This window comes from Chryseobacterium polytrichastri, from assembly GCF_900142445.1.
Taxonomy (GTDB): Bacteria; Bacteroidota; Bacteroidia; order Flavobacteriales; family Weeksellaceae; genus Chryseobacterium; species Chryseobacterium polytrichastri.
Map to the genome: position 1 here is coordinate 136,901 of NZ_FRAV01000004.1, position 24,342 is coordinate 161,242.

At 34.0% G+C, this 24,342-nt stretch carries 20 protein-coding genes; 9 read left to right on the plus strand and 11 right to left on the minus strand.

Going from position 1 to position 24,342, the window contains the following annotated elements:
• Positions 1–44: 44 nt before the first annotated feature.
• Both BUB80_RS03750 and BUB80_RS03755 read right to left on the minus strand, forming a co-directional pair.
• Positions 45–2,741: a TonB-dependent receptor plug domain-containing protein gene (locus BUB80_RS03750; protein WP_073291157.1), complete on the minus strand. Its 2,697-nt coding sequence runs from the start codon at positions 2,739–2,741 to the stop codon at positions 45–47.
• Between the two features lie 242 nt (positions 2,742–2,983).
• Positions 2,984–5,314: an ATP-dependent helicase gene (locus tag BUB80_RS03755; RefSeq protein WP_073291059.1), complete on the minus strand. Its 2,331-nt coding sequence runs from the start codon at positions 5,312–5,314 to the stop codon at positions 2,984–2,986.
• 171 nt (positions 5,315–5,485) lie between these two features.
• Between BUB80_RS03755 and BUB80_RS03760 the strand changes: the two genes are divergently transcribed.
• From BUB80_RS03760 to secG, 3 genes are all read left to right on the plus strand, one after another.
• Positions 5,486–6,799, plus strand: coding sequence for a M16 family metallopeptidase (locus BUB80_RS03760; RefSeq protein ID WP_054511210.1), 1,314 nt, complete (start codon positions 5,486–5,488; stop codon positions 6,797–6,799).
• A 115-nt stretch (positions 6,800–6,914) separates the two neighbouring features.
• The gene (locus BUB80_RS03765; protein WP_073291060.1) at positions 6,915–8,948 is read left to right on the plus strand and encodes a M16 family metallopeptidase; all 2,034 of its coding nucleotides are present in this window, start codon (positions 6,915–6,917) and stop codon (positions 8,946–8,948) included.
• A gap of 132 nt (positions 8,949–9,080) precedes the next feature.
• A complete protein-coding gene (secG, locus tag BUB80_RS03770) occupies positions 9,081–9,428 on the plus strand; it encodes a preprotein translocase subunit SecG (RefSeq protein ID WP_054511396.1) in 348 nt (115 codons plus the stop codon).
• 77 nt (positions 9,429–9,505) lie between these two features.
• On the opposite strand, the gene BUB80_RS03775 is transcribed toward secG, so the two are convergent.
• From BUB80_RS03775 to recR, 5 genes are read right to left on the minus strand one after another with little or no spacing between them, the layout of a single operon-like run.
• Complete coding sequence (locus BUB80_RS03775) at positions 9,506–10,531, minus strand: WaaS/CpsH family glycosyltransferase (RefSeq protein WP_073291062.1); 1,026 nt, start codon at positions 10,529–10,531, stop codon at positions 9,506–9,508.
• Positions 10,528–11,661, minus strand: a complete 1,134-nt coding sequence (locus BUB80_RS03780) for an NAD-dependent epimerase/dehydratase family protein (RefSeq protein ID WP_073291064.1) — start codon at positions 11,659–11,661, stop codon at positions 10,528–10,530. Before BUB80_RS03780 ends, BUB80_RS03775 begins: the two co-directional genes overlap by 4 nt.
• Positions 11,662–11,665: 4 nt before the next feature.
• Positions 11,666–12,217 carry an acyltransferase gene (locus tag BUB80_RS03785; RefSeq protein ID WP_073291066.1) on the minus strand — a complete coding sequence of 184 codons (552 nt, stop codon included), beginning with the start codon at positions 12,215–12,217 and terminating at the stop codon, positions 11,666–11,668.
• Positions 12,214–12,999 carry a glycosyltransferase family 2 protein gene (locus BUB80_RS03790; RefSeq protein WP_073291068.1) on the minus strand — a complete coding sequence of 262 codons (786 nt, stop codon included), beginning with the start codon at positions 12,997–12,999 and terminating at the stop codon, positions 12,214–12,216. Before BUB80_RS03790 ends, BUB80_RS03785 begins: the two co-directional genes overlap by 4 nt.
• A 24-nt stretch (positions 13,000–13,023) precedes the next feature.
• Positions 13,024–13,635 (minus strand): recombination mediator RecR, encoded by a 612-nt coding sequence (gene recR / locus BUB80_RS03795; protein WP_073291070.1) that lies wholly within the window; start codon positions 13,633–13,635, stop codon positions 13,024–13,026.
• A gap of 122 nt (positions 13,636–13,757) precedes the next feature.
• Here recR and BUB80_RS03800 point away from each other — a divergent pair, with 122 nt between their 5' ends.
• The 4 genes from BUB80_RS03800 (at position 13,758) to BUB80_RS03815 (ending at position 18,706) form a co-directional block, all read left to right on the plus strand.
• Positions 13,758–14,363: an LURP-one-related family protein gene (locus tag BUB80_RS03800; protein ID WP_073291072.1), complete on the plus strand. Its 606-nt coding sequence runs from the start codon at positions 13,758–13,760 to the stop codon at positions 14,361–14,363.
• Between the two features lie 19 nt (positions 14,364–14,382).
• Complete coding sequence (locus tag BUB80_RS03805) at positions 14,383–14,874, plus strand: hypothetical protein (protein ID WP_073291074.1); 492 nt, start codon at positions 14,383–14,385, stop codon at positions 14,872–14,874.
• 85 nt (positions 14,875–14,959) lie between these two features.
• Positions 14,960–16,405, plus strand: coding sequence for an aminoacyl-histidine dipeptidase (locus BUB80_RS03810; RefSeq protein WP_073291076.1), 1,446 nt, complete (start codon positions 14,960–14,962; stop codon positions 16,403–16,405).
• Positions 16,406–16,555: 150 nt separating this feature from the next.
• Entirely contained in the window at positions 16,556–18,706 is a 2,151-nt protein-coding gene (locus BUB80_RS03815) for a prolyl oligopeptidase family serine peptidase (protein ID WP_073291078.1), read from the plus strand.
• An 83-nt stretch (positions 18,707–18,789) separates the two neighbouring features.
• Here the strand turns inward: BUB80_RS03815 and BUB80_RS03820 are convergent, their stop codons facing one another.
• Positions 18,790–19,119, minus strand: a complete 330-nt coding sequence (locus BUB80_RS03820) for a 2Fe-2S iron-sulfur cluster-binding family protein (protein ID WP_073291079.1) — start codon at positions 19,117–19,119, stop codon at positions 18,790–18,792.
• A gap of 12 nt (positions 19,120–19,131) precedes the next feature.
• Entirely contained in the window at positions 19,132–20,187 is a 1,056-nt protein-coding gene (locus BUB80_RS03825; protein WP_073291081.1) for an NAD(P)/FAD-dependent oxidoreductase, read from the minus strand.
• 156 nt (positions 20,188–20,343) lie between these two features.
• Between BUB80_RS03825 and BUB80_RS03830 the strand changes: the two genes are divergently transcribed.
• Positions 20,344–21,114 (plus strand): DUF3108 domain-containing protein, encoded by a 771-nt coding sequence (locus tag BUB80_RS03830; RefSeq protein ID WP_073291083.1) that lies wholly within the window; start codon positions 20,344–20,346, stop codon positions 21,112–21,114.
• A gap of 187 nt (positions 21,115–21,301) precedes the next feature.
• On the opposite strand, the gene pheS is transcribed toward BUB80_RS03830, so the two are convergent.
• Together pheS and BUB80_RS03840 are read right to left on the minus strand one after the other, a co-directional pair.
• On the minus strand, positions 21,302–22,312 hold the full coding sequence (gene pheS / locus BUB80_RS03835; RefSeq protein WP_054511197.1) for a phenylalanine--tRNA ligase subunit alpha: 1,011 nt from the start codon (positions 22,310–22,312) through the stop codon (positions 21,302–21,304).
• A gap of 126 nt (positions 22,313–22,438) precedes the next feature.
• Positions 22,439–23,098 carry a YceI family protein gene (locus BUB80_RS03840; RefSeq protein WP_073291085.1) on the minus strand — a complete coding sequence of 220 codons (660 nt, stop codon included), beginning with the start codon at positions 23,096–23,098 and terminating at the stop codon, positions 22,439–22,441.
• A gap of 75 nt (positions 23,099–23,173) precedes the next feature.
• Here BUB80_RS03840 and BUB80_RS03845 point away from each other — a divergent pair, with 75 nt between their 5' ends.
• Complete coding sequence (locus BUB80_RS03845; protein ID WP_073291086.1) at positions 23,174–24,109, plus strand: sulfate/molybdate ABC transporter ATP-binding protein; 936 nt, start codon at positions 23,174–23,176, stop codon at positions 24,107–24,109.
• The last annotated feature ends 233 nt before the right edge of the window (positions 24,110–24,342 follow it).

Genomic DNA, 24,342 nt, shown 5'->3' on the forward strand with positions numbered 1-24,342 from the left:
ATAAAGGAACCCGTTCAAATAATAATAGACAGTTAAAGAAATATTTAAAAATTGAAATTAAGTCTTGAGAATAAGTATCTTCCATTTTGCCCAAACTGTGACGTAGAACGTGAATAGATAAATTGTTCGTTGTTAGAAGAAACCGCAAGGTTTTTCGTTGGATAAATATCAAATAAATTGTTTACCCCTACCGTAAGTCCCACATTTTTTGTGAACTGATACACCACAGAAACATCTGTAATAATCTTGGCGGTAATTTGCTGGTGTTCATTCGGACCCACAATTCCGTCTCCATTAGCATCTACAATATCTGCTCCGGTTACTTTTCCGAAGTACGTATTTCGTAAGTAAAAAGTAGCATTTTTCCAAGATAGATTGTGCGACAAACTCGCTTTCACACGAGGAACCGATTCTTCTAAATACACTCTTGATTTTTCTGAAAAGAAAGTGTTTTCTAATCCTAAACTTTCCAATTTTGGTGAAGTATGAGTACTTCCCACTTTACGCGTTTCATTTAAATTCATCGCAAAGTTATTGTCTAATTTGAAATCAGAAAATTTAGCTTTATGCGTTATTACCACATCCAAACCTTTCGTCTCTGTATCAATAGAATTCGCAAAAAACTGAGCACCGTTTACGCCTAAAGCGTTTACCAACGGCCCTGTGAATTGATCTGTTAATACAATTCTATTATCAATTCTTGTGAAATATCCATCTGCTGTAAATGTTAGATTAGCGGCAGGAACTTTATAGGTAAACCCTACACTTCCGGACTTAGAAGTCTCCTGTTTCAATTTTGGAATTCCAAAACGTTCCGCAATTTCAGAATCATTGCTGAAAGTTCCCACTTCCATAAGTTGTCCGTTTGTATATAAAGTAGACGTTACATTATAATAAATCTGATGAATTGAAGGCGCTCTAAAGCCTGTAGATCCTGCAAATCTCAAGTTAAAGTTTTTATCTAATTTTACTCTGGAAGCTAATTTATAATTAAAAGTAGAACCAAAATCAGAATAGTTTTCATATCTCGCCGCAGCATCTACTAACAACCAATCTGTAAAGTTGAATTCAACATCTGCATATCCCGCAACTGACTGTCGGTTTTTATCCACCGCATTTTCAGGTCTGAAACCTCCAAAAACCTGCGAACCTCCCGCTAAAACATTACCGAAGAAATCTGTTGGTCTTTGAGTGGTATTATTCCAAACATTTCCATTCACATCATACGTGGCATAAGAAGCTTCTTCTCCCGCCGTAATCTTGAAGTTTTCATATCGATGCTCTGCTCCGAAAGCAATATTTATTCCGCTCCAGACATCATACTTTTTAGAGAAATCTAAATTAATGGTATTCTGAGAAAACCTTAACCCACCTGCGCTAAATTCACTAGGAGACGCAAATCTCAACGATGTATTTCCTGTATTCTGAATGGTATAATCAAATGAGTTTTGTCCAAAAGTATTGCTAAAATCTATATTCCAGCCTTCCCAGTTTCCTTTAATTCCTGCAGCCAATGAAAGATCCTGAATATTGGTCCCGATTTGTGGTAAATATCCGTTGGGATATAGTCCGGTAAAAGTTCTGCTTTGATTGGGTCTTCTGTAAAAACCTCCTGAAGTACCATGTCTATAGCTGTATCCTCCAAAAGTATACACTTTCCAATTATCATTGATAGGAATTTCTATATTAGCAAAAAGCTGATTGTTAGTCAGTTTAGATTGCCCTACCTGCATGTTGAAATCTTTTCTATCCTGCCCTCTATAGGCTAATTCCTGATCCGTAACATTTGTATTTAAAAGTCCCTGTAAAGCACCTATAGTATTGGCAGATTGTATTTGATTTTGAAAATCAGCTGAAAAATAATTTACACCCTGAGCATATTGATGAATAGAATTAATAATCTGTTGAGAGTTGGGTGTACTTCCAATATTCGTAAAAAGAGAAGAAAGATTCACACCATTATTCAATGCGCGTTGTTCTATCGCGTTATAAGCGTTGTAAATTGTTCCACTTTCTGTTCCCGCTCTGTAAGTTGGATTCCTGAATTGTGAAGTCCATGTAATGTTATAAAAACCACCTTTTTTACCAATTTTATTTCCGTAGTTAAGATCAACCTGAATATTCTGTCCGTCAAAATCTCCGGTATGATCATTAGCTGTTGGTGTAAGATTTCCTCCATAACTTACCTGTCCGGTTAATTTTCCCGTATCTCTTTTCAATTCTAAATTGATTACCCCCGCAATCGCATCCGAACCATATTGAGCGGAAGCTCCGTCACGCAACACTTCAATCCTGGTTAAAGCAAACGATGGAATTGAGTTTAAATCTGTTCCTACACTTCCTCTTCCTGGTGATCCATTAACATTTACCAATGCTGAAGTATGTCTTCTTTTCCCATTCACCAAAACCAAGACCTGATCCGGACCAAGACCTCTTAACTGAGCAGGATCCAAATGGTCTGTACCATCTGCATTTGTTTGAATCGTTGAGGTGAAAGATGGTGCCACTGCATTTAAAATCTGTGATATATTGGTTTGCGGAAGAATAACAGAAGATTCTTTGATATTAAATACATCTACAGGAACCGGACTGTCTACTTTAGACCTTGCCCCGCTTCTTGATCCTAAAATTACCACTTCTTCTACCTCCGCTGTCTTCACTGTATCTTTTTGTTGCGCGTATGTATAGGTTCCTAAAAAAAATAGAACCGAAGCTGAAAAGATTGTCGTTTTATTTTTCATACACTTTTTGAAATAATTGATTAATGATTCATGTTTTTTAGAGGAGCAAATGTAAAACATATTTATTAGTCTACAAAATAAGTAGAGTAATGTTTCTGAAAAATAATTATTAATTCTATCTATTAAGCAATCATCGCTTTACTTCATCATAAAAAACAAAAACCTGTTTTCAAAATTGAAAACAGGTTAATTATAATGTTGTGATAGCTTAATCGCTATTTTATTAAATGTATTAAAACAAGTTAGATCTTTGTTAGTTTTGCATATTTTAAGATTAAGTTTTTCTCCCCTTCATGCATGAAGATCACTTTTGCTTTGATATTCTGCGGATCTGTACCATCTAAGAAAGTTACTTGTCCGATTCCGAAACGATCGTGTCTTACACTGTCTCCAACTTCAATATCCTGAGAAGAAGCTCCGCTTGGATTAATAATTTTAGCAGTACTTACAGGTTTTAATTTTCTCGGTTCAACAATTGGCTTTGAGCCTTCTGCTTTTTCAATGGTTTTCTTTTCAACCCTTTTGAAACCTTTCATTTCAGAAGGATGCTCGTCAAAAATATTTGATTTTACACCTGCATTATTAATAAAACGTTTTTCCATAACAGGATTCACGAATTCTATAAATTCTTCATCAATCTCACTTAAGAATCTTGAAGGTTCAGCATCAGTAATTTTCCCCCACTGAAAACGTGAAACCGCATATGAGAAAAACACCTGTTTTTCAGCTCTTGTTAGGGCAACATAAAATAGACGTCTTTCTTCTTCCAGATCTTCTCTGGTTGCTGAACTCATAAAACTAGGGAAAAGATTCTCTTCCAAACCAACCAAATGAACCACCGGAAATTCCAGTCCTTTTGAAAGGTGAATGGTCATTAAAGAAACCATATCTTCCTCATCATCTTTCTTTTGAGTATCCGCCGAAAGGGCAATATTTTCAAGGAAATTAGGTAAGCTTGGGTCTCCATCTTCCAACTGCATCTGCTCTTCAATGAAACCCTGCATAGAGTTCATTAATTCCTGAACGTTTTCTACACGGGAAATTCCTTCCGGAGTCTGATCGTCTTTTAAAAACTTAATCAAACCACTACGCTTCGCAACTTCCATTGCTACATTGTAAGCTGTTTCCGTTTTTAACAATACTTTAAATGCTTTGATCATTGACCAGAAGTCATTTAACTTTGTTAAAACTCCATTGTTAAAGCCCAATTGTGGAGCGTACGCCGGTAAATTATCTAAAACATTAGACACAGGAACATTCTGATTATCTGCAAAAACAATCAGCTTATTCTGAGTCGTTTCTCCGATTCCTCTTGTTGGGTAATTGATGATTCTCATTAACGCTTCAGAATCATTTTCATTAACCAATAATCGAAGATAACCAATCAAATCTTTAACCTCCTTTCTTTGGTAGAAAGATAAGCCTCCATATACTTTGTACGGAATATTTTTACGTCTCAACGCATCTTCAAAAGCACGCGTTTGAGAGTTTGTTCTATATAAAATAGCAAAATCACTGTATTTTCTCTGATCTCTGTTTCTTAGTTCCCAAATATTTCCAGCCACAAAATTTGCTTCATCGGCATCAGAAAGTGAGCGATAAACTTTAATTTTATCTCCTTGTTCATTTTCACTGAAAACATTTTTCTTAAACTGTTGTAAGTTTTTAGCAATCACAACATTTGCAGCATTCACAATGGTCTGTGTAGAACGATAATTTTGTTCCAAAGAAACCGTTATTGCATCTGTATAATCTTTTTTAAAATTTAAGATATTGTAAATATTCGCACCACGGAAAGAGTAAATAGACTGAGCGTCATCTCCCACCACACAAATATTTTCAAATTTCGAAGCTAATGCTTTTACAATAAGGTATTGAGAGTGGTTCGTATCCTGGTACTCATCCACCAAAATATATCTGAATCTATCTTGATATTTGGCTAAAACTTCCGGAAAACGGGTTAATAATTCATTAGTTTTCAATAATAAATCATCAAAATCCATTGCCCCATTTTTGAAGCACTGCTCTACATATTTTTGATAGATTTGTCCAATAAATCTCATGTTGGCTTTTTCATCAGCCTCAATTAATTCAGGATTATTGAAATATGCTTTTACCGTAATCAGGTTATTTTTATAAGTAGAGATCCTTGACTGAACTTTTTTAGGTTTATATAAATCAGCATCTACATTCATGTCTTTGATCACTTTTCTGATCACATTCAAAGCATCTTGCTGATCATAAATGGTAAAGTTGGAAGGGTACCCTAAATAATGCCCCTCGCTTCTCAAAATCCTCGCAAAAACCGAGTGAAAAGTTCCCATCCAAAGACTTCTTGCATTGCTTTGTCCAACCACTTTTGCAATACGCTCCTTCATTTCTTTTGCCGCCTTATTGGTAAAGGTAAGCGCCAGAATATTGAAAGGGTCTACCCCATTCGTAATCAAATGGGCAATACGCATCGTCAGTACACGTGTTTTTCCGGAACCCGCTCCCGCAAGCACCATCAGAGGTCCTTGTAAGGTGGTAACGGCTTCATATTGTGATTCATTGAGTCCTTTCAGATAATCCATACTGCAAAAAATTTTGGGAACACAAAATTAGTGTATTATATGGAGAATTCAAATTTTTGGTTAATCATCAGTATCTATGAAATAAAATCAATATCTCTATAAAAAAAATCATGCTTTATTTGTAACAATTCAAGTATTTTCACCACTAATTATCAAAACAATTTCTATTTTATGAAAAAACGACTTCTTTCTGTTGCTGCAGTGGCTTTCTTCGGAATGGCTTTAAATGCACAACAAATTAAATTCGAAGAGTATGACCTACCAAATGGCCTTCATGTAATTCTTCATCAGGATAATTCGGCACCGGTAGTTACAACGGGGGTAATGTATCACGTAGGTGCAAAAGATGAAGTGAAAGGAAGAACAGGTTTTGCTCACTTTTTTGAGCATCTTTTATTTGAAGGAACACCCAATATCAAAAGAGGTGAATGGTTTAAAATAGTTTCTTCAAACGGAGGTCAAAACAATGCCAACACAACCAACGACAGAACATATTATTACGAAACTTTCCCTTCAAACAACGAACAATTAGGTCTTTGGATGGAGTCTGAAAGATTGCGTCATGCTGTGATTAACCAAGTTGGGGTAGATACTCAGAGAGAGGTTGTAAAAGAAGAAAAAAGATTAAGAATGGATAACCAACCTTATGGAAATCTATTCTCAACAGTACAGAAAAATCTATTTACTAATCACCCATATAACTGGCCAACGATTGGTTCTATGGAAGATCTGAATTCTGCTAAACTAGAAGAATTCCAGGCATTCTATAAAAAATATTATGTTCCAAACAACGCTACTTTGGTAGTTGCAGGAGACATTAAACCGGAACAGACTAAAAAATGGATCCAGGAATATTACGGAGCAATTCCTAAAGGAACTATTTATCCGAAAAACTATCCAAAAGACGCTCCTATCACTCAGGAAAAAGAAGTTACGGCTACAGATCCTAACATCCAGCTTCCTGCCTATATTTTTGCTTACAGAACTCCAGCTAACAAAGAAAAAGATGCTTATATCTTAGATATGCTTTCTTCTTATTTAAGCAGCGGAAAATCTTCAGTGTTATACAAAAAATTAGTAGATCAGGACAAAAAAGCACTTCAGGTGCAGGCTTTCAACCAAGGTCTTGAAGATTATGGAATTTTTGCATTTTTCGCGATCCCAATGGGACAAACAACTAAGCAAACATTACAGACAGATATCGATGCTGAGATCAAAAAGCTTCAAACAACTCTAATTTCTCAGGAAGATTATCAAAAACTTCAAAACCAATTTGAGAATCAGTTTGTAAATCAAAATTCGAGCATTCAGGGAATTGCTGCTTCATTGGCAACAAACCACGTTTTGATGGGAGATACCAACTTAATCAACAAAGAAATAGACATCTACAGAGGTATCACAAGAGAGGATCTGCAGAATGCTGCTAAAAAGTATCTTAACCCTAACCAAAGAGTAGTTATTAATTACGTTCCTGAAAAAAAATAATTTTTAAATAGACATAAGATATTAGATTCTAGATATCAGATGAATCAATTTGTCAGACCCAAGAAATAATATCAATTGTTTAAAAGAAGAATTATTAAAAATTAAATTTTTACAAATGAAAAAGCAATTAACATATATAGCAGTAGCATTTTTATTCACAGGAATGCTTTCTGCCCAAAAAATAGATATTAATGCAATGCCGAAACCAGGACCTACTCCTGCGATCAACATTGCTAAGCCAAAAACTTTCCAGTTAAGCAACGGACTTACAGTAATGGTAGTTGAAAACAACAAACTACCAAGAGTAAACGCTAACCTTTCTATGGACAGACCTCCTTATTACGAAGGAAATGTAACCGGAGTAAGCGGGATCATGGCAGAACAGTTCGAAAACGGAACGACTAACTTTAGCAAAGATGAGTTCAACAAAAAAGTTGATTTCTTAGGAGCAAACCTTAGCTTCTCTTCAAATGGAGCTTTTGCTAATTCTCTTTCAAAATATTTCCCTGAAGTATTGGGTTTAATGGCTGATGCTATTATCAACCCTAAATTCTCTGCTGAAGAAATTCAAAACTCTAAAGAAAGAGCTATTGAAGGCTTGAAATCTGATGAGAAAAATGCTTCTTCTATCGCAAACAGAGTTTCTAACGCTTTGATGTATGGAAAAAATACAGCAAGAGGTGAATTTGAAACTGTTGAATCAATCAATAAAATTCAATTAGCCGACGTACAGAATGTTTACAAAAAATATTACACTCCAGACAACGCTTACTTGGTTATTGTTGGAGATGTAAAATTTGATCAGGTAAAACCGTTGATTGAAAAAGCGTTCAACAACTGGAAAAAAGCGAATACTACTTTTGCTCCTTTAGAACCAGCTTCTAATGTGGCAAAAACAGAAATCAATGTGGTTGATGTTCCTTCTGCTGTACAATCTGTTGTTTCGGTAAGTAACCTGAACAATTTAAAAATGAAAGACGCAAACTACTTCCCAGCAACGATGGCTAACTACATCTTAGGTGGCGGTGGTGAAGCAAGACTTTTCATGAATCTTCGTGAGAAAAACGGATTTACATACGGAGCGTATTCAAGCATGACGGCAAGCAAATACTCTCCTGAGTTTTCTGCAGAATCAAGTGTAAGAAACGAGGTTACAGATAAAGCGGTTAAAGAATTCATGAATGAACTTAACGCAATCTCAACTGTAAAACCAGAAGAATTAGAAAATGCTAAAGCTAAATTGAAAGGTTCTTTCATTATGTCTTTAGAGAAGCCTGAAACGATTGCAAGATTTGCTTTGAACCAAAAAGTACAGGATTTACCTTCTGATTTTTATACGAACTATTTAAAGTCAATTGATAAAGTAACTTCTGCAGATATTACCAATGCTGTAAAAGCTACCATCTTACCAAACCAAAGCAGAATTTTCATTGCCGGTAAGGCTTCTGATATTTCTGAAGGATTGGAAAAACTAGGTTACCCGGTTAAATATTTTGACAAAGATGCTAATCCTGTTGCAAAACCAGCTGCTCAGAAAGTTGACGCCAGCGTAACAATAGGATCTGTTGCTGATAAATATATCAATGCTATCGGTGGTTTAGCGGCTGTACAAAAAGTAAATTACATCAGTACCGATGCCACTACCAAAGTTCAGGGAATGGATATGAGCATGAAAATGATTCAAGGAAAGGGCGGAAAAATGGCAATGGACATGAAAATGATGGGTAACACCATTCAGAAGATTGTTTTTGACGGTAAAGATGGTTACATGGAAGCTCAAGGAAAGAAAGCTCCACTTAGCGACAAGCAAAAAGTGGATATGGCAAAAGACACCGAACTTTTCCCGGAACTTATTTTTGCAAAGTCTGCTGATCACAAACTAGCAGGAATTGAAAAATACAACAACGAAGATTCTTATGTCGTAAAAGGTCCAAAAGACACGTATTACTACAGTGTAAAAACGGGCTTGAAAACGGGTGAGGTAAAAGCTGGTGAAGGAGGTTCTATCCCAACAAGCTATTCAGATTACAAAGAGGTTTCAGGTGTAAAATTCCCTTTCACAATCATTCAAAATATGGGTGGGATGGATATTAATTTAGCGGTACAATCTTACCAAATTAATCAGGCTAAAGATTCTGATTTTAAATAAGAACAACCTATTTCATATAAAAAACGGCAACAATTGTTGCCGTTTTTATTTTTATTACCATTTACTAACATCTTTTTTTTGCCATTCAGTAAAAAAAGATTAAATTTGCCCATTCAAAAAGATATCAAATTCATGGATACTATATTTATTTTATTGATGGTTCTCACTATGATTGCTAGTGTTTTATTAGTAATCGTTGTTATGGCTCAGAACCCAAAAGGTGGAGGTCTTTCAAGTACATTCGGAGGTGCATCTTCTGCACAGTTCGGAGTACAAAGAACCAATGACTTCATGGAAAAAGCAACATGGAGCTTAGGAGCAATTATTATCGCTCTTATTCTTATCAGCGTTGTAATTACAGGAAAGCCTACACAAGCGGCTCCCGCTCAACAGTCAATTAAGAAAGAAACGCCTGCACAATCTGCTCCGGCTTCTAAAACAGCTACTCCGGCTAACGCTCCTGCAGCACCGGCTAAATAAGCAAATAATATTTTTACATATAGAAATAGCTCTCAAATCGAGAGCTATTTTTTTATTTATATTGTAACTACTTATTCTTATCTATAGGTATTCCAATATTCATCCTGGTTCTGAATAAATAAGCATTCTATAAAAGAATCCAGAGACATCATGTATAAAGTTTTTTCATCCAAATGTTCAAAATCAGTTTTAAAAAAATCTGAGTCTAGCTGAATATTATCACGATCAAGAACCAAAATATTTTTAGGATTATAAAAAGGATAATTTTTAATATCAGTATTCGTTGTTATCAGCTTTCTACCTGAAGCCAATACCTCAAAAGTTCTGATAGTTAAACCATATTGAAAAGGTTTATTAATATCCAGAACAGACTTTGATTTTTGATAATAATCGATGATTTGCTGATGACTCAGTTTTTCGAAACTTAATTTATTATTATCAAACTTCTTTAGATTTTTATCAATTAGCTTTTTAATTCTAAACGCGATCTTTCCCATTGCATAATAGTAAAAGAAAGTTTTTAACTGAAGACTTTCTGCCTTAGCTTTTACCTGCTCTCCTACAATGTAACGATCTGTATGGGCACTTCCGATAAATACAATATCATATTCAGTAGCCTTAGCGTTTTGATGTAAACTTTTATATTCATCCAAATAAAACAGCGGCCTGAAATTCAATCCATAGGTAACCGAATCATCATATTCAAATGTAATCTTCTTGTCAAAATATTTAAGATTGGAGATCAGATTTGGATACTCCTTTAATGGATCGAAATTATAGTAGATCATTTCTATATCAGGATTCAATTCTCTAATTTTTTCAAGAAAAAAAACAGGAATAGCCTCGCCTTTTATTAATAGAAAATAATCGTATTTTTTATGTTGAATCTCACTTACAATGTCATTGTAATATTTTGTAATCTGAGATTGATACAGTTTTTTATTTAATCGAATAATACCTTTTGAGAAATTAGAATTTGAAGGTCTTTCATCATAAAAATCAACCTCAGCACCTATCTCTGTCAATCTTTTTGCAATAGCTCTCTCATATTTGAAAAAGCTAACCGATAAAAAAAGTATTTTTTTGTCTTTTAAACCGATCATTTTAAAAGTCCTTTAACCTTCATTTCTTCCAACGACTCTTTGAATTTTATATCCTGAATATTCTGTTGCAATACCCAAGTTGTAAACCTCGACATTCCTTCTTCGAAAGATATCTTTGGTTGGAAATTTAGTTTTGATTTAATTTTACTGATATCCGCAAAGTTATGCCTGATGTCTCCCAAACGGAATTGCCCCGAAACATTAATATCAAAATCTTTATTGTAAAATTTTCGTAGGTTTTCAGCAACCGCAGTTACAGCAGTAGAAACTCCAGTTCCCACATTAAAAATTTCGCCATTAGCTTCATCACTCTCAATGCATTTTATCGTTGCTTTCACCGCATCATCTACATGTATAAAATCTCTTGATTCTTTACCGTCTTCAAAAATATTAATATCATTTCCATTAAGAATTTGTGATGAAAAAATGGATAAAATTCCAGTATAAGGATTCAACAAAGATTGACCTTCACCATATACATTCTGAAATCTTAATGAAACAGGTTCAATCCCGATAGCAGCGCACGTTGTCATTACCATTTGCTCTTGATTCTGTTTTGTGATTCCGTAAATAGATGTAGGATGAATTTTTGATTCTTCATCTGTCGGAAGAGCTTCCAAAACTTGTCCGTCAGAATATTTCACTTCAAAATCTCCGCTCTTCATTTCTTCCACTTTCCTTGGTTTAGGATACACCAATCCTAGCTTTGGATGAAGATATTTTCCTTCGCCATAAATAGCTCTGGAAGAAGCGATAATGACTTTCTTAACATGATGGGTTTTATTAACCAAAATATCCAGCATTTTTGCTGTTCCCGAAACATTTACTTCTGTATATTTCTCAATCTGGTACATTGATTGTCCGGTACCCGTTTCAGCTGCCAAATGGACAATTACTTCCTGATCTTCAATCGCATTTTCCCAGTCTTCACGATTGGTAACATCTCCTTTAATAAAGTTGATCTTATTCAAAATACTCTTATACAAAGGCGAATCTACCGTTGGATCTTCTCCATGAATCTGCGATGAAAGATTATCCAACACCGTTACCTCATATCCTTTTTTTGTAAGCTCTAATGATAGCTTACTTCCTATAAAACCAGCTCCACCTGTGATTAAAATCTTCATCATATGATTAATTGACTTTTTCCCATTTCTGACTTTCGAGATTATATTTTTTAACGATTCGAGCCGGAGCCCCAACGATAACACAATAATCAGGAAACTCACCTCTCACTACTGAGTTTGCCCCTACAACACATTGTTTTCCTAAAATAGTTCCCGCCAAAATTGCAGACCCCATTCCAATATAACAATTGTCGCCTATTATGGTATCTTTCACAAGATACTCTTGTTTTACCACATGCTTACCAATCTCTTCATAATCATGATCAATATTGGTAATAAACACATTGGCTAATATTAATGAACTTTTACCAATAACCAAATTTCCGGCAGAAGTAATATGTACGTTTTGCGAAATAACAACATCATCCTGAATACAAACTGTTCCTGAACGATGAACTTCTAGCCTTAAATGAGGAAAAATTCTTACTTTCTTACCTATAAAAACTTTTTTGATACCCATTAAAAACAAAGGTCTACCCAAATATCCCGGAAAACCAAACTTTCCGAAAAATGGAGCATACAATACAGCTCTTAATGCCCAAAAAATCTTATAGATCATATTTTTGTTTTTAAAATCCTAACAAAAAATTTAATTTTAGAAAAGCAGAAAAAAGAAATATATTCAATAAAATTTATTCTTTTGTTTTCATACATTTCACGTAAATTTTTCTGTATCCCTTTTTCCATTTCAGGAAGATTGGCAGACAAACCTGAAACTCCAAACGATTTCTTTCCACCACCTGTAAAAACTAATTCTTCAGCTAAAATATACATCCTGTTATTCTTGGAAATTTTCATCCAATAATTAGCATCTTCAGAATATCGTTGATTTTCATCAAAAAAACCTGTATTCTCAATAACTTTACTCTTAAATATTACAGTAGAAGTTTGTCCATCCACTCTTAAAAGGAGTCTTCGTAAACTCATTTTGGCTAAATTATTCTCTCCTGTTTTATAAGGAAACCAAATCTTTTCACCGTTCCTTAAAGCAGTAATAAAATCAACTTTTTCATTTTGTAAGAAAAATAGTTGCTTTTCTGTTTTATTTGGCAACCATTCATCATCTGAATCCAATAAGGCAATATAATTTCCTTTTGCAACTTTTAATCCTACATTTCTAGCTTTAGAAACTCCTCCGTTGGGCTGATTAATCAATTGAATATTAATTTCAGTATTAGCTTTTATATAATTTTCAACTAAAATTTCACTTTGATCAGTAGATCCATCATTAATCACAATAATCTCAAACGCCTCCAAATCATATGTTTGGAATTTAACAGAATCCAACGCTTTAAGAACTGTTTTTTCTGCATTATACATTGGGATTATTACGGAGATCATTTAAAATTAATTTAGAAATAATTATTAACTTCCTTCATTATAAGGTAACCTATTGATAATTGATCTTCCCAAAGAAATTTCATCGGCATATTCCAACTCGTCTCCTACTGAAATTCCTCTTGCAATGCTTGAAAAATTCACATCAAAGTTTTTGAATTTCTTATAGATATAATACGCCGTTGTATCACCTTCCATTGTTGCACTTAATGCAAAAATGAATTCTTTCACTTGTCCACCGTTAAGCTTTTTTTCAATACTCGAAATATTCAACTGGTTGGGTCCAATTCCTTCCATTGGAGAAATTTTCCCACCTAAGATTAAATATTTTCCTGTATATTTCCCTGTATTTTCAATGGCAATAACATCACGAACATCTTCTACAATACAAATAACTTCGTCATTTCGTTTATGATTACTACAAATTTCACAAATTTCAAAATCAGAAAAATTATGACATTCTTTACAGTATTTTATTTCGTTAACCAGGTTAATTAGAGAATTTCCTAAAGTTACCGCTCTAGAATTGGGCTGCTTCAATAAATGCAATGCTAAACGTAAAGCTGTTTTCCTTCCAATCCCTGGTAATCCGGAGATTTCATCCACTGCTTTTGCCAAAACTTTACTCGGGTAATCCATACCTACAAAAATAATACAAAAAGATGATTTTCCGTAGTTTTACGGGGGCTAAATCCCAAGATAGTTCCAATAAAACATTTATCTTTGGAACTTACTATTAATTTGAGAAAAATATAAACTGAATGGCACTTAATAACCTAAATTATCCACTGGATTTTAAATTTAAAATCACCACATTAGCCAGTGACTTCAATATTACGGACAAAAACGGAAACTATGTAGCCTATGTTCGCCAAAAAATGTTTAAATTGAAAGAGGATGTTCTCGTTTTCAATGATGAAAGCAAATCAAAAGAACTTTTCAGAATTCAAGCGAATAAATGGATTGATTTTAACTCTTCTTATTCACTAAATGATCTTATCGATAAGAAAAACTACGGAAGATTGGCTAGAAAAGGAATGCGTTCTATCTGGAAATCTACTTACAACATTTTGGATGCGAATGATCAACCAAAATTTACGGTAACAGAAGATAATGCATGGACAAAATTTTTCGACGGAATGGTAAGTGAGATCCCAATTATTGGTATGTTTACAGGATATTTCCTTAATCCGGCTTACACGGTAAAAGATGTTGACGGAAAGGAATATTTTAAACTTAAAAAAATGCCATCGTTTTTTGGAAGAAGATTTCAGCTTGACAGAATGATTGATATTGATGACGAAGACGAAAGTTTAGTTGTTCTTTCATTATTAATGATGGTTCTTCTTGAAAGAGCCCGAGGATAAATAAAACAAACCACAAACAATGAAATACCTAATTATTTTCTTTTCAGCGTTCTTATTGGTCGCTTGTAAAAAAGACAAAGAAACAATTTCAAATTCAGAAGCTAAAGATTCACTGAATATAGTTCAGGATTCTGCAAATACAAATGCTTCTTCAGAAAAAATATTAGTTGAGAACTTTCCTTTTCCAAAAGAGATTAAAGAATGTTCATGTTATTTTGCCAGAAACAAAGCAGATTTTGAAGCAGAGAAATACATTTATGCGGATGATGCAGGAAAAACAGCCTACATGAAGTTGGATGGTAAAAGATTAGCAATGAATCTTATCTCGTCAAGCGACATGGAAGCCGATGAAGAATTGAGTAAAGAAATCGAAATTGACGATTACAAAATCTCTGTAAAAGGTAAAAAAATAAAAGGGGAAGAAGCTTTATTATTCCAAGGTACATTAACCATTGAAAAACCAGATGGCACTGTAGAAACATTGCCTATTTATGGTGAATGTGGATGTTAAACAACTTCTAGCTTTCAGCAAAAAAAATGCTTCCAGATTTACGGAAGCATTTTTTATTTCGTAATTTTGATAAAAATAAAATTTCATGGAATTATCTAATATAGAACCACAAATAGTGTGGAAAAATTTTTCCAAACTTAATGCTGTTCCAAGACCTTCAAAAAAAGAAGAAAAAGTAATTGCTTTCATTAAAGGATTTGGTGAAGATCTAGGATTGGAAACTACGGTTGATGAAGTAGGAAATGTAATTATTAAAAAACCGGCCACTGCAGGAATGGAAAACCGCAAATCTATCGTGCTACAATCGCATTTAGATATGGTTTGTCAAAAAAATAATGATGTAAGTTTTGATTTCGAAACCGAAGGAATCAAAATGGAGATTGATGGAGATTGGGTAAAAGCAAAAGGAACAACTTTAGGAGCTGATAACGGTTTAGGAGTGGCTACTATTATGTCTATCCTAGAAAGTTCAGATATTCCTCATCCAGCGTTGGAAGCGCTTTTCACTATTGATGAAGAAACAGGAATGACGGGAGCAATTGGCTTGAAGCCCGGACAATTACAAGGAGAAATCTTATTAAATCTTGATACAGAAGAAGATGATGAAATTGACATCGGCTGCGCTGGTGGAATTGATGTTACGATTTCTCAAAATTATCAAACACAAGCTTCAAACGGACAAGTTGTAAGAATTGAAGTTAAAGGTTTACAAGGCGGTCACTCCGGAATGGATATCCATAAAGGCTTCGGAAATGCAAATGTTATCTTAGGAAGACTACTTTATAGCGGTTTAACAAAAGAAAACATTCAATTAATCTCTGTTGACGGAGGTGGATTGAGAAATGCAATTCCAAGAGAAGCTTCTGCTATCGTATCTGTGAGAAATGCTCAGGAATTTATAGAAGCAGTAACCACAGGTCTTAAAAATGAAATCTTAGAAGAATTTGCAACGGTTGAACCAGCACTTCATATCAATATTGAAAACGCAACAAGTTCTGATAAAGCTATCTCAGAAGAAGATTCAAAGAAAATCATTTTAACTTTAAAAGCGCTTCACAACGGTGTTTACAGAATGAGTCCGGATGTTAAAGATTTGGTAGAGTCTTCAAATAACGTGGCAAGAGTTGAATTAAAAGAAGGAGGATTAAAAATATTAAACCTTTCAAGATCATCGGTTGATTCTTCTAAAGATTCTGTTTCAGAACAGTTAAAATCTGTGGCAGAATTAGCCGGAATGAATACTGAGTTCAGTGGTTCTTATCCAGGATGGAAACCAAAACCAGGTTCTGAGATCGTTCAGTTGATGGAGAAAATCTACACCGATAAATTTAACGAAAAACCACACGTTGTAGCTTGTCATGCAGGTTTAGAATGTGGAATTATCGGAGCCAACTATCCTAAAATGGAAATGGTAAGTTTCGGACCAACGATCAGAGGGGCTCACTCTCCTGATGAAAAAGCCAACATTCCTTCTACACAGAAATTCTGGAGTTTCCTAAAAGATATTTTAGCGAATATTCCTCAGAAATAAAATAATGTAATTGCTATATTGAATATCCAAAGTCGTTTGATTTTGGATATTTTTATTTGTAATCATATCACTTATAAATCCGAAGTTTAATACATTTGCAATAATTATTATTTTATCCCCGTTGTAAGAAATATTAAAAAATACAATTATATGAAATTAAAATTCTTATTTACTGGCTTAATCTGTTGCCAATTCTTTTCCGCTCAATATAACTATCCAGCAACGCCGGAACATCCTGTTGTAGATGATTATTTCGGAACTAAAATTATAGATAATTACCGATGGCTTGAAGATCTTAAAAGTTCCTCTGTGCAATCTTGGTTTAAAGCTGAGTCTGACTTTAGCAATACTATTATCGACAAAATTGCTCATCGTGAAGATCTTTTCAAACAAATGAAAGATATTCAAAACATGAGCGGAGATTCTTTTGGTGTTATCATGCAAAGGCAAAATTCATATTTTTATTCAAAAACAAAAAAAGGAGAAAATCTTTCAAAACTATATTCAAAAGATATTTCTACAGGAAAAGAAGTTTTGATATTTGATCCTGAAACAATCAAAAAAGGAACTCAAATAACCAATTTCACCGTTGATCTAAAGGCTCAAAAAATTGCTTTATTACTATCAAAATCCGGAGGTGAGATTTGTGAGCTTAGAATATTAGATCTTAATACAAAAAAATTATTGAACGATATAATTGATCCTATCTGGAGTGAATTTAATTTTGAATTTACACAAGATGGCAAGTCTATCATTTATACCAAAATGAGTACTGGAGATCCCAATAGTAATATGCTTTTAAAAGATATGAAAGCTATGCTTCACGAGATTGGTACTGATGTGAAAAATGATAAAATATTAGCTTCAAGAGTAGATTATCCCGAATTAAATGCTTTGACTGAGCAATTTACAAGTATAACATTTAGTGACGATTATAAATATATTATTCTGAGACTAAGCTCTGTAAAATCTGAAAGCCCAATCTTTGTTGCACCATATTCAGATTTAAAAAATAAAACAATCAACTGGAAACAGATCGTAAAACCTTCTGATGATATTACGGATGTTTATATTTCTAATGATAAACTTTTCTTACTTACCCATAAAGACGCTCCCAATTATAAAATTATACTTACAAGCTTAACAAAACCAGATTTTGCTAATGCAAAAATAGTTGTCCCAGAAAGTAAAGATGCAGTGATTATTGCAATTCACACTTCTAAAAACTATTTATATTATTCATTAGGTAATGGTATTACAAGAGATAAATATCAAGTAAATATAAATACTTTAAATACTAAAAAGGTTCCATTGCCTTCTGGTGTAAATTCTTCATTATCATTAAATCCGCATGAAAATGACAATATTTATTGTGAGAATGTGAATTGGCTTACTCCATTAACAATTTATGATTATAACCCCGAAAAAGGCGACCCGGTAAAGAGCAAATATCTTAGTTCTGACGAAAACTATCCAGACTACAACAAGTTATATACAGTAAAAGAAATTGAAGTAAAAAGTCACGATGGTGTAATGGTTCCGCTTTCTATTATTTATCCTAAAAACATGAAAATGGATGGCTCTTCTCCTGCTTATATCACTGGATATGGTGGCTATGGAATCTCTTATGAACCAAGATTTTCCCAAAGATTGACCGCATTATTAGAACAAGGAGTTGTATTAGCTATTGCTCATGTAAGAGGTGGAGGTGAAAAAGGTGAAAACTGGCATAAAACAGGTATGAAAGCGAATAAACCTAATACTTGGAAAGACTTCATAGCCTGTTCAGAATATCTAATTGCTCAAAAATACACTTCTCCTTCAAAACTTATTGGAAACGGAGTAAGTATGGGTGGAGTTCTTATCGGAAGGGCAATAACTGAAAGACCGGATCTTTTCGCTGTTGCGATTGCCGAAGTTGGTATGACGAATGCACTTCGTTCAGAAACTACCGCCAATGGTCCGAACCAAATTCCTGAAGTGGGAACCCTAAAAAATGAAGAGGATACAAAAAATTTAATGGAAATGGACGCTCAGAGTAAAGTAAAAAAAGGAGTAAAATATCCCGCTGTAATCATCCGTACCGGAATGAACGATTCAAGGATTACGCCTTGGGAACCTGGTAAATTTGCTGCAATTTTACAAAAAAATTCAGGTTCAGGAAAACCTGTTCTATTATATGTAAATTATGAAAACGGACATTTTACAAGTGATAAAGATGTTGTTTTCCATGAATATTCTGATATTTATGCGTTTGCTTTATGGCAAGTAGGACATCCAAAATTTCAGCCAGCAAAATAACGATAAAATTAAATTCATCTATAAAAACCAAAAACTCCCGAAGATTTTTCTTCGGGAGTTTATATTTTTAAAATTAAAATTTTCTAAGGATAAGGAGCAATCTCCACTTCAAGACCTTCCATTTCTTGAACAATATGCAACTGGCAACCCAATCTGCTATTCTCTTTCACATGGTAAGCCTCTGCAAGCATTGCATCTTCTTCATCGCCCATTTGTACAAGTCCCGGATCACTGATCACGTATACCTGACATGAAGCGCACATCGCCATTCCTCCACAAACTCCGATTGTTCCTTCTTCTGCTAATTCATACGAACGGATGATTTCCATTAAATTCATGGACATATCCGTAGGAGCAACAATATCGTGAGTTACACCGTCTCTGTCGGTGATTTTTATATTAATATCTGACATAATTTTGCAAAATTAGTCAATTTTTTTCACAACCGCTTTCTCAGCTTCTTTACGACTTCCGTCGAACCCGTCTACTCCACTTACCGTTGTATATTTTAAGACGTATTTTTTACCTGGATTTAGTCTGTTGTAAACACTTTGACACATCAATGTTGCCTCATGGAAACCACAAAGAATCAACTTCAATTTACCCGGATAAGTGTTGATGTCTCCGATTGCGTAGATTCCATCGATGTTTGTTTGATAGTCTAATGCATTATTAACAACAATTGCATTTTTCTCGATATTCAAGCCCCACTTAGAAATATCTCCCAATTTTGGAGTCAATCCGAATAAAGGAATGAAATAATCAGTTTCAAGATCATAAGCTTCTTCACCATCTTTCACAACAGTGATTGATTCTACTTTTCCATCTCCTTTAATTCCTGTAACTTCAGCAGGCGTGATTAATTTGATCTTTCCTTGATTTTTAAGATCCTGTACTTTTTCAACAGAATCCAAAGCTCCTCTGAACTCATTTCTTCTGTGAATTAAAGTAACTTCACTTGCAACATTTGACAAGAAAATACTCCAATCCAACGCAGAATCACCACCTCCGGCAATCACCACTTTTTTATTTCTGAAATGTTCAGGTTCTTTAACGAAATATTCAAGCCCTTTTTCTTCGTAATCAGCTACATTTTCAAAAGTTGGTTTTCTTGGTTCAAACGTTCCCAAACCACCTGCAATCGCAATTGCTTTTGCTCTGTGTACGGTTCCTTTGTTGGTAATAACCTCAAACCACTCATCATCTACTTTAGAATAAGAAACAGCCGTTTCTCCCAATGTAAAACCAGGTTGAAACTGCTTGATCTGTTCCATTAAATTATCAATTAATTCCCCTGCATTTACTGAAGGATATCCAGGAATATCGAAAATAGGTTTTTTAGGATAAAGCTCTGTCAATTGTCCTCCCGGTTGAGGAAGTGCATCAATGATATGGCATTTCATTTTAAGCAAACCCGCTTCAAATACTGCAAAAAGTCCTGTCGGTCCTGCTCCTATAATCAATATGTCTGTAGTTATCATAGTAAAAGATAATTTAATTAGATGTATAGCTGCAAATTTACTAATTTTAACGCGAAGCTTCTTTAATTCAGTCTAAATAAAAAGCTGAGATTTATCAAATATCATTAAAAAGCTGGAAATGTTAAATTTGGCAGCCTTTTTGTTAATGCTTTTACTATGAAGAAAATATTTATTATTTTAACTTTTTTCATTTTCTGTTTGGGTACCGCTCAAATAGATAATATTGCCAACGGCGAGTCTTTAACCTTAAGAATTCACTATGGTTTTCTAAATGCCGGAACTGCCAATTTAACAACTAAAATAACAACATATCAAGGTACTCCACATTTATATGTGAAGGGAACAGGTCAAACAACGGGCGCTGTAAAGGCGTTCTTTAAAGTAGAAGATTTATATGAGAGCTTTATTAACATACAAACCGGACTTCCCAGTTTTTATGTAAGAAATGTAAAGGAAGGAAGTTATACACAACATTTTGAAACGGTTTTTAATCACGATAATCAGACTTTAATTTTAACTGATAAGGAAAAACCAGCAAACGGTTCTAAAGTAATAAAATCGGTAAAAGGAGTTCAGGATATGCTTTCATGTTTTTATTATTTAAGAAGTAAAAGCCCAGCTGAATTGAAGGTTGGAACTATAATCAACATGAATGTTTGGATTGATGATGAAATGTTCCCATTTCAGTTAAAAGTAACAGGAACAGAAGATTTAAAAACCAAGTTTGGAACAATTAACTGCTTAAAAATTATTCCGTCTGTAAAAAGTGGAAGAGTTTTTAAAGAGAAAGAAGGAGTAACGATGTGGGTTTCCAATGATGCGAACCATGTTCCGATGCTTTTAAAAGCTGAATTAGCCGTAGGTTCTTTAAAAGCCAGTATTGATGATTTTAAAAATGTGAAATATCCTTTGAAATTCACGAAATAAAAATATAGTTAGTTTTTTAATTTTGAAAATGTCTGTAATATTTTTTACAGGCATTTTTGTTTTATATGTAATACTTTCAATCTATCAATTGTTATATTTATACAGTTAGTTTTTTAATTACGTTTTGTTTCTAAGGTCAGTAATTAAAAAACAAAACCTCCGAAATATTTCGGAGGTTTATTTTTTATTATAAAGTTTTAAACTGTTCTAACGTTCGGATATCATTTTCGAAGAACATTCTGATATCGCTCATTTGGTAAAGAAGCATTGTAATTCTTTCAATACCCATTCCGAAAGCATATCCTGAATATTTCTCAGAATCAATATTCACATTTTTAAGAACGGCAGGATCTACCATTCCACAACCCATAATTTCTAACCAACCAGTTCCTTTAGTAATTCTGTAATCAGTTTCTGAGTTTAATCCCCAATATACGTCAATCTCAGCACTTGGCTCAGTAAAAGGGAAATAAGAAGGTCTCATTCTGATTTTAGACTTACCGAAAAGTTCAGTTGTAAAGAATTGGATCGTTTGCTTCATATCCGCAAAGCTTACATTCTCGTCAATATACAATCCTTCAATCTGGTGGAAAATACAGTGTGAACGTGAAGAAATAGCTTCATTTCTAAATACTCTTCCCGGAGATAAAATTCTAATCGGCGGTTGGTTTTCTTCCATGTAACGAATTTGTACAGAAGAAGTATGCGTTCTCAACAAAAGATCAGGATTTTGCTCAATAAAGAAAGTATCCTGCATATCTCTTGCCGGATGGTATTCAGGAAGATTTAGGGCTGTAAAGTTATGCCAGTCATCTTCAATCTCTGGTCCGTCTGCAACTGCAAATCCGATAGATTTAAAAATCTCAATAATTCTGTTCTTCACCACATTGATTGGATGTCTTGAGCCCAAATCTAATGGAAAAGCAGGTCTCGTAAGATCTTCTTTTTCTAAGATAATAGAAGATTCAGACGATGTTTTCAAATCTTCCAATTTTACAGCAACAGCTTGCTTTAGAGTATTGATCTTCTGTCCAAATTCTTTCTTCTGGTCGTTCGGAACTTCTTTAAATTTTTCAAAAAAATCATTCAGAACACCTTTTTTACCATTGTACTTAATTCGGAAGTTCTCTATCTCCTCTCTAGATGTAGCATTAAAGCCATTTACTTCAACAAGTAGTTCTTCTATCTTTTCTATCATTATTCTACACTTTCAAAAATGTTTTGCAAAAATACGGTTTTTAAGTTTAATAATTTATTTCAAATAAAAAAATCTGCCTCTTTTCGGAGGCAGACTTCAATCACTTATTTCACTTAAATAAAAAAATTATTTTTTTTCTAATGCTTTAACGTTGATCTGAAGCGTTACATCATCTTTAATAACCCCATTTTCAGCAGGAGCCTGAAACTTCACACCAAATTCTTCTCTTTTAATATCCTTAGGTTCAGTTGCTACACTTACTTCTCCGTTTTTCACGGAAACATTTGCCTTAAACTGAACAGGTTTTGTAATCCCTTTAATTGTTAAATTACCCTCCAAAAGTGTATTGTAATCACCTTCTGCAGCGGGAGTAACTTTTGTAATTTCATAAGAAGCTGTCGGAAATTTTTCTACTTCGAAGAAATCTCCACTTTTTAAATGGCCATTTAATTTTCCTAACTGATCTGCATTATCTTTTAAATCTACTGATGTTAAGGAATTCATATCAGCAACGAATTTTCCACTTTCTAATTTTCCATCTTTTATGGTAACATCTCCACTTTCAAATTTTATAGTTCCAAAATGGCTTGTATTTTCAGATTTAAAAACTTTATATCCTTTCCACTCCACCTTACTGTTCAATGTATCCAGCGTATATTGGCTACCTTCTTTCGTTGTAGCAACTTCATTACCTTCACTTGTCAGCGGTTTGTCTTTATTACAAGAAACCACTACAACTGCAGTAAAAAGAGCAGGAATAGCGAATGAAAACAGTTTTTTTCTCATTTTTGATATATTTTTATTGTAACTGCTAATATAATAAAAAAAAATATTTTTTCCTAAAAATAGTACATTTGTATCATGCTTTTAGAAATAAACAATTTACACTTCTCACATACCAAAGACAAACCATTGTTTAACAACCTCAACATCAAATTTGAAGAGGGTAAAATCATTGCGCTGGCAGGGGAAAGCGGATGCGGAAAATCTACTTTACTCAATTTGATTTACGGATTATTAGACTGGGAAAGTGGTGAAATTATCTTTAACGGTACGCAACTCTACGGTCCAAAAGGAAATCTTGTTCCCGGAGAAGCTGAAATGAAATTTGTAGCACAGAATTTTGATCTGATGCCTTACTCTACTGTGGCTGAAAATGTGGGGAAATTTATCTCTAATATTGATTTAAAAAAGAAGAAGGAAACCGTAACTGAACTTCTTGAAGTTGTTGGATTGGAAGAATTCGCTGATATTCTACCTAAATATCTAAGTGGTGGACAGCAGCAGAGAGTTGCTATTGCAAGAGCTCTTTCTGTACTTCCGAAATTATTGATTTTAGACGAACCGTTCAGTAATCTGGATTTCCCAAGAAAGATTGAACTTCGTGAAAAATTGTTCAGATATGTAAAAGAACATCATATTTCTTTAATTATATCAACTCACGAATTACAGGACATTATGCCTTGGCTTGACCAGATCGTTATTCTTCAGGAGGGAAGATTAATTCAGAATGAAAGCCCGGAAGAAACATATAAAAATCCTTACAACACTTATGTAGCAAAGCTTTTTGGAGAAGTGAATATTTTCAATGAAAATGAAATTTCAACGTTTGGACTCTCTAAGTTTTCTTATTATCCGAAAGAAATTACAATTTCTGAAAATGGTTTTGAAGCAGAGGTTTTAGAAAGCCGATTTGCAGGAAATCATTATTGGAATAAGTTAAAAATGGAAGATAAAGAACTTGTTGTTTATACTGATGGAAAGCTAGAAAATTGGGTTAAAATTTCTTTTGATTAAATATACCGATCATTTTAAAATTTAACCATTAAGGTTTTTGTTAAGAGGTTAAGATTATTAAGAGATTGCTTCGTCACTTCGCTCCTCGCAATGACAAATCTTGTAAAAACGACTACTACCCTAGCCCAGATATAAACGGTTACCCCGCAGTAAGTTTCGGAGCGTCGGAGGGTTTAGGAGTTGGTGTGCGCTGGCACGAGGAGTATGAGTGGATAGCTGGAAATAGCTTCTTT

What these genes read in the sequence shown, in the direction of transcription:
- BUB80_RS03840 (WP_073291085.1), bottom strand. Translation starts at nt 23,098, where the DNA reads ATGAGAAAAAAACTGTTTTCATTCGCTATTCCTGCTCTTTTTACTGCA.
- BUB80_RS03755 (WP_073291059.1), bottom strand. Translation starts at nt 5,314, where the DNA reads ATGGATTATCTGAAAGGACTCAATGAATCACAATATGAAGCCGTTACC.
- recR (WP_073291070.1), bottom strand. Translation starts at nt 13,635, where the DNA reads ATGGATTACCCGAGTAAAGTTTTGGCAAAAGCAGTGGATGAAATCTCC.
- BUB80_RS03775 (WP_073291062.1), bottom strand. Translation starts at nt 10,531, where the DNA reads ATGATCGGTTTAAAAGACAAAAAAATACTTTTTTTATCGGTTAGCTTT.
- BUB80_RS03805 (WP_073291074.1), top strand. Translation starts at nt 14,383, where the DNA reads ATGAAATACCTAATTATTTTCTTTTCAGCGTTCTTATTGGTCGCTTGT.
- BUB80_RS03845 (WP_073291086.1), top strand. Translation starts at nt 23,174, where the DNA reads ATGCTTTTAGAAATAAACAATTTACACTTCTCACATACCAAAGACAAA.
- BUB80_RS03815 (WP_073291078.1), top strand. Translation starts at nt 16,556, where the DNA reads ATGAAATTAAAATTCTTATTTACTGGCTTAATCTGTTGCCAATTCTTT.
- BUB80_RS03820 (WP_073291079.1), bottom strand. Translation starts at nt 19,119, where the DNA reads ATGTCAGATATTAATATAAAAATCACCGACAGAGACGGTGTAACTCAC.
- BUB80_RS03780 (WP_073291064.1), bottom strand. Translation starts at nt 11,661, where the DNA reads ATGATGAAGATTTTAATCACAGGTGGAGCTGGTTTTATAGGAAGTAAG.
- BUB80_RS03760 (WP_054511210.1), top strand. Translation starts at nt 5,486, where the DNA reads ATGAAAAAACGACTTCTTTCTGTTGCTGCAGTGGCTTTCTTCGGAATG.
- pheS (WP_054511197.1), bottom strand. Translation starts at nt 22,312, where the DNA reads ATGATAGAAAAGATAGAAGAACTACTTGTTGAAGTAAATGGCTTTAAT.
- BUB80_RS03825 (WP_073291081.1), bottom strand. Translation starts at nt 20,187, where the DNA reads ATGATAACTACAGACATATTGATTATAGGAGCAGGACCGACAGGACTT.
- BUB80_RS03750 (WP_073291157.1), bottom strand. Translation starts at nt 2,741, where the DNA reads ATGAAAAATAAAACGACAATCTTTTCAGCTTCGGTTCTATTTTTTTTA.
- BUB80_RS03830 (WP_073291083.1), top strand. Translation starts at nt 20,344, where the DNA reads ATGAAGAAAATATTTATTATTTTAACTTTTTTCATTTTCTGTTTGGGT.
- BUB80_RS03785 (WP_073291066.1), bottom strand. Translation starts at nt 12,217, where the DNA reads ATGATCTATAAGATTTTTTGGGCATTAAGAGCTGTATTGTATGCTCCA.
- BUB80_RS03765 (WP_073291060.1), top strand. Translation starts at nt 6,915, where the DNA reads ATGAAAAAGCAATTAACATATATAGCAGTAGCATTTTTATTCACAGGA.
- BUB80_RS03810 (WP_073291076.1), top strand. Translation starts at nt 14,960, where the DNA reads ATGGAATTATCTAATATAGAACCACAAATAGTGTGGAAAAATTTTTCC.
- BUB80_RS03790 (WP_073291068.1), bottom strand. Translation starts at nt 12,999, where the DNA reads ATGATCTCCGTAATAATCCCAATGTATAATGCAGAAAAAACAGTTCTT.
- BUB80_RS03800 (WP_073291072.1), top strand. Translation starts at nt 13,758, where the DNA reads ATGGCACTTAATAACCTAAATTATCCACTGGATTTTAAATTTAAAATC.
- secG (WP_054511396.1), top strand. Translation starts at nt 9,081, where the DNA reads ATGGATACTATATTTATTTTATTGATGGTTCTCACTATGATTGCTAGT.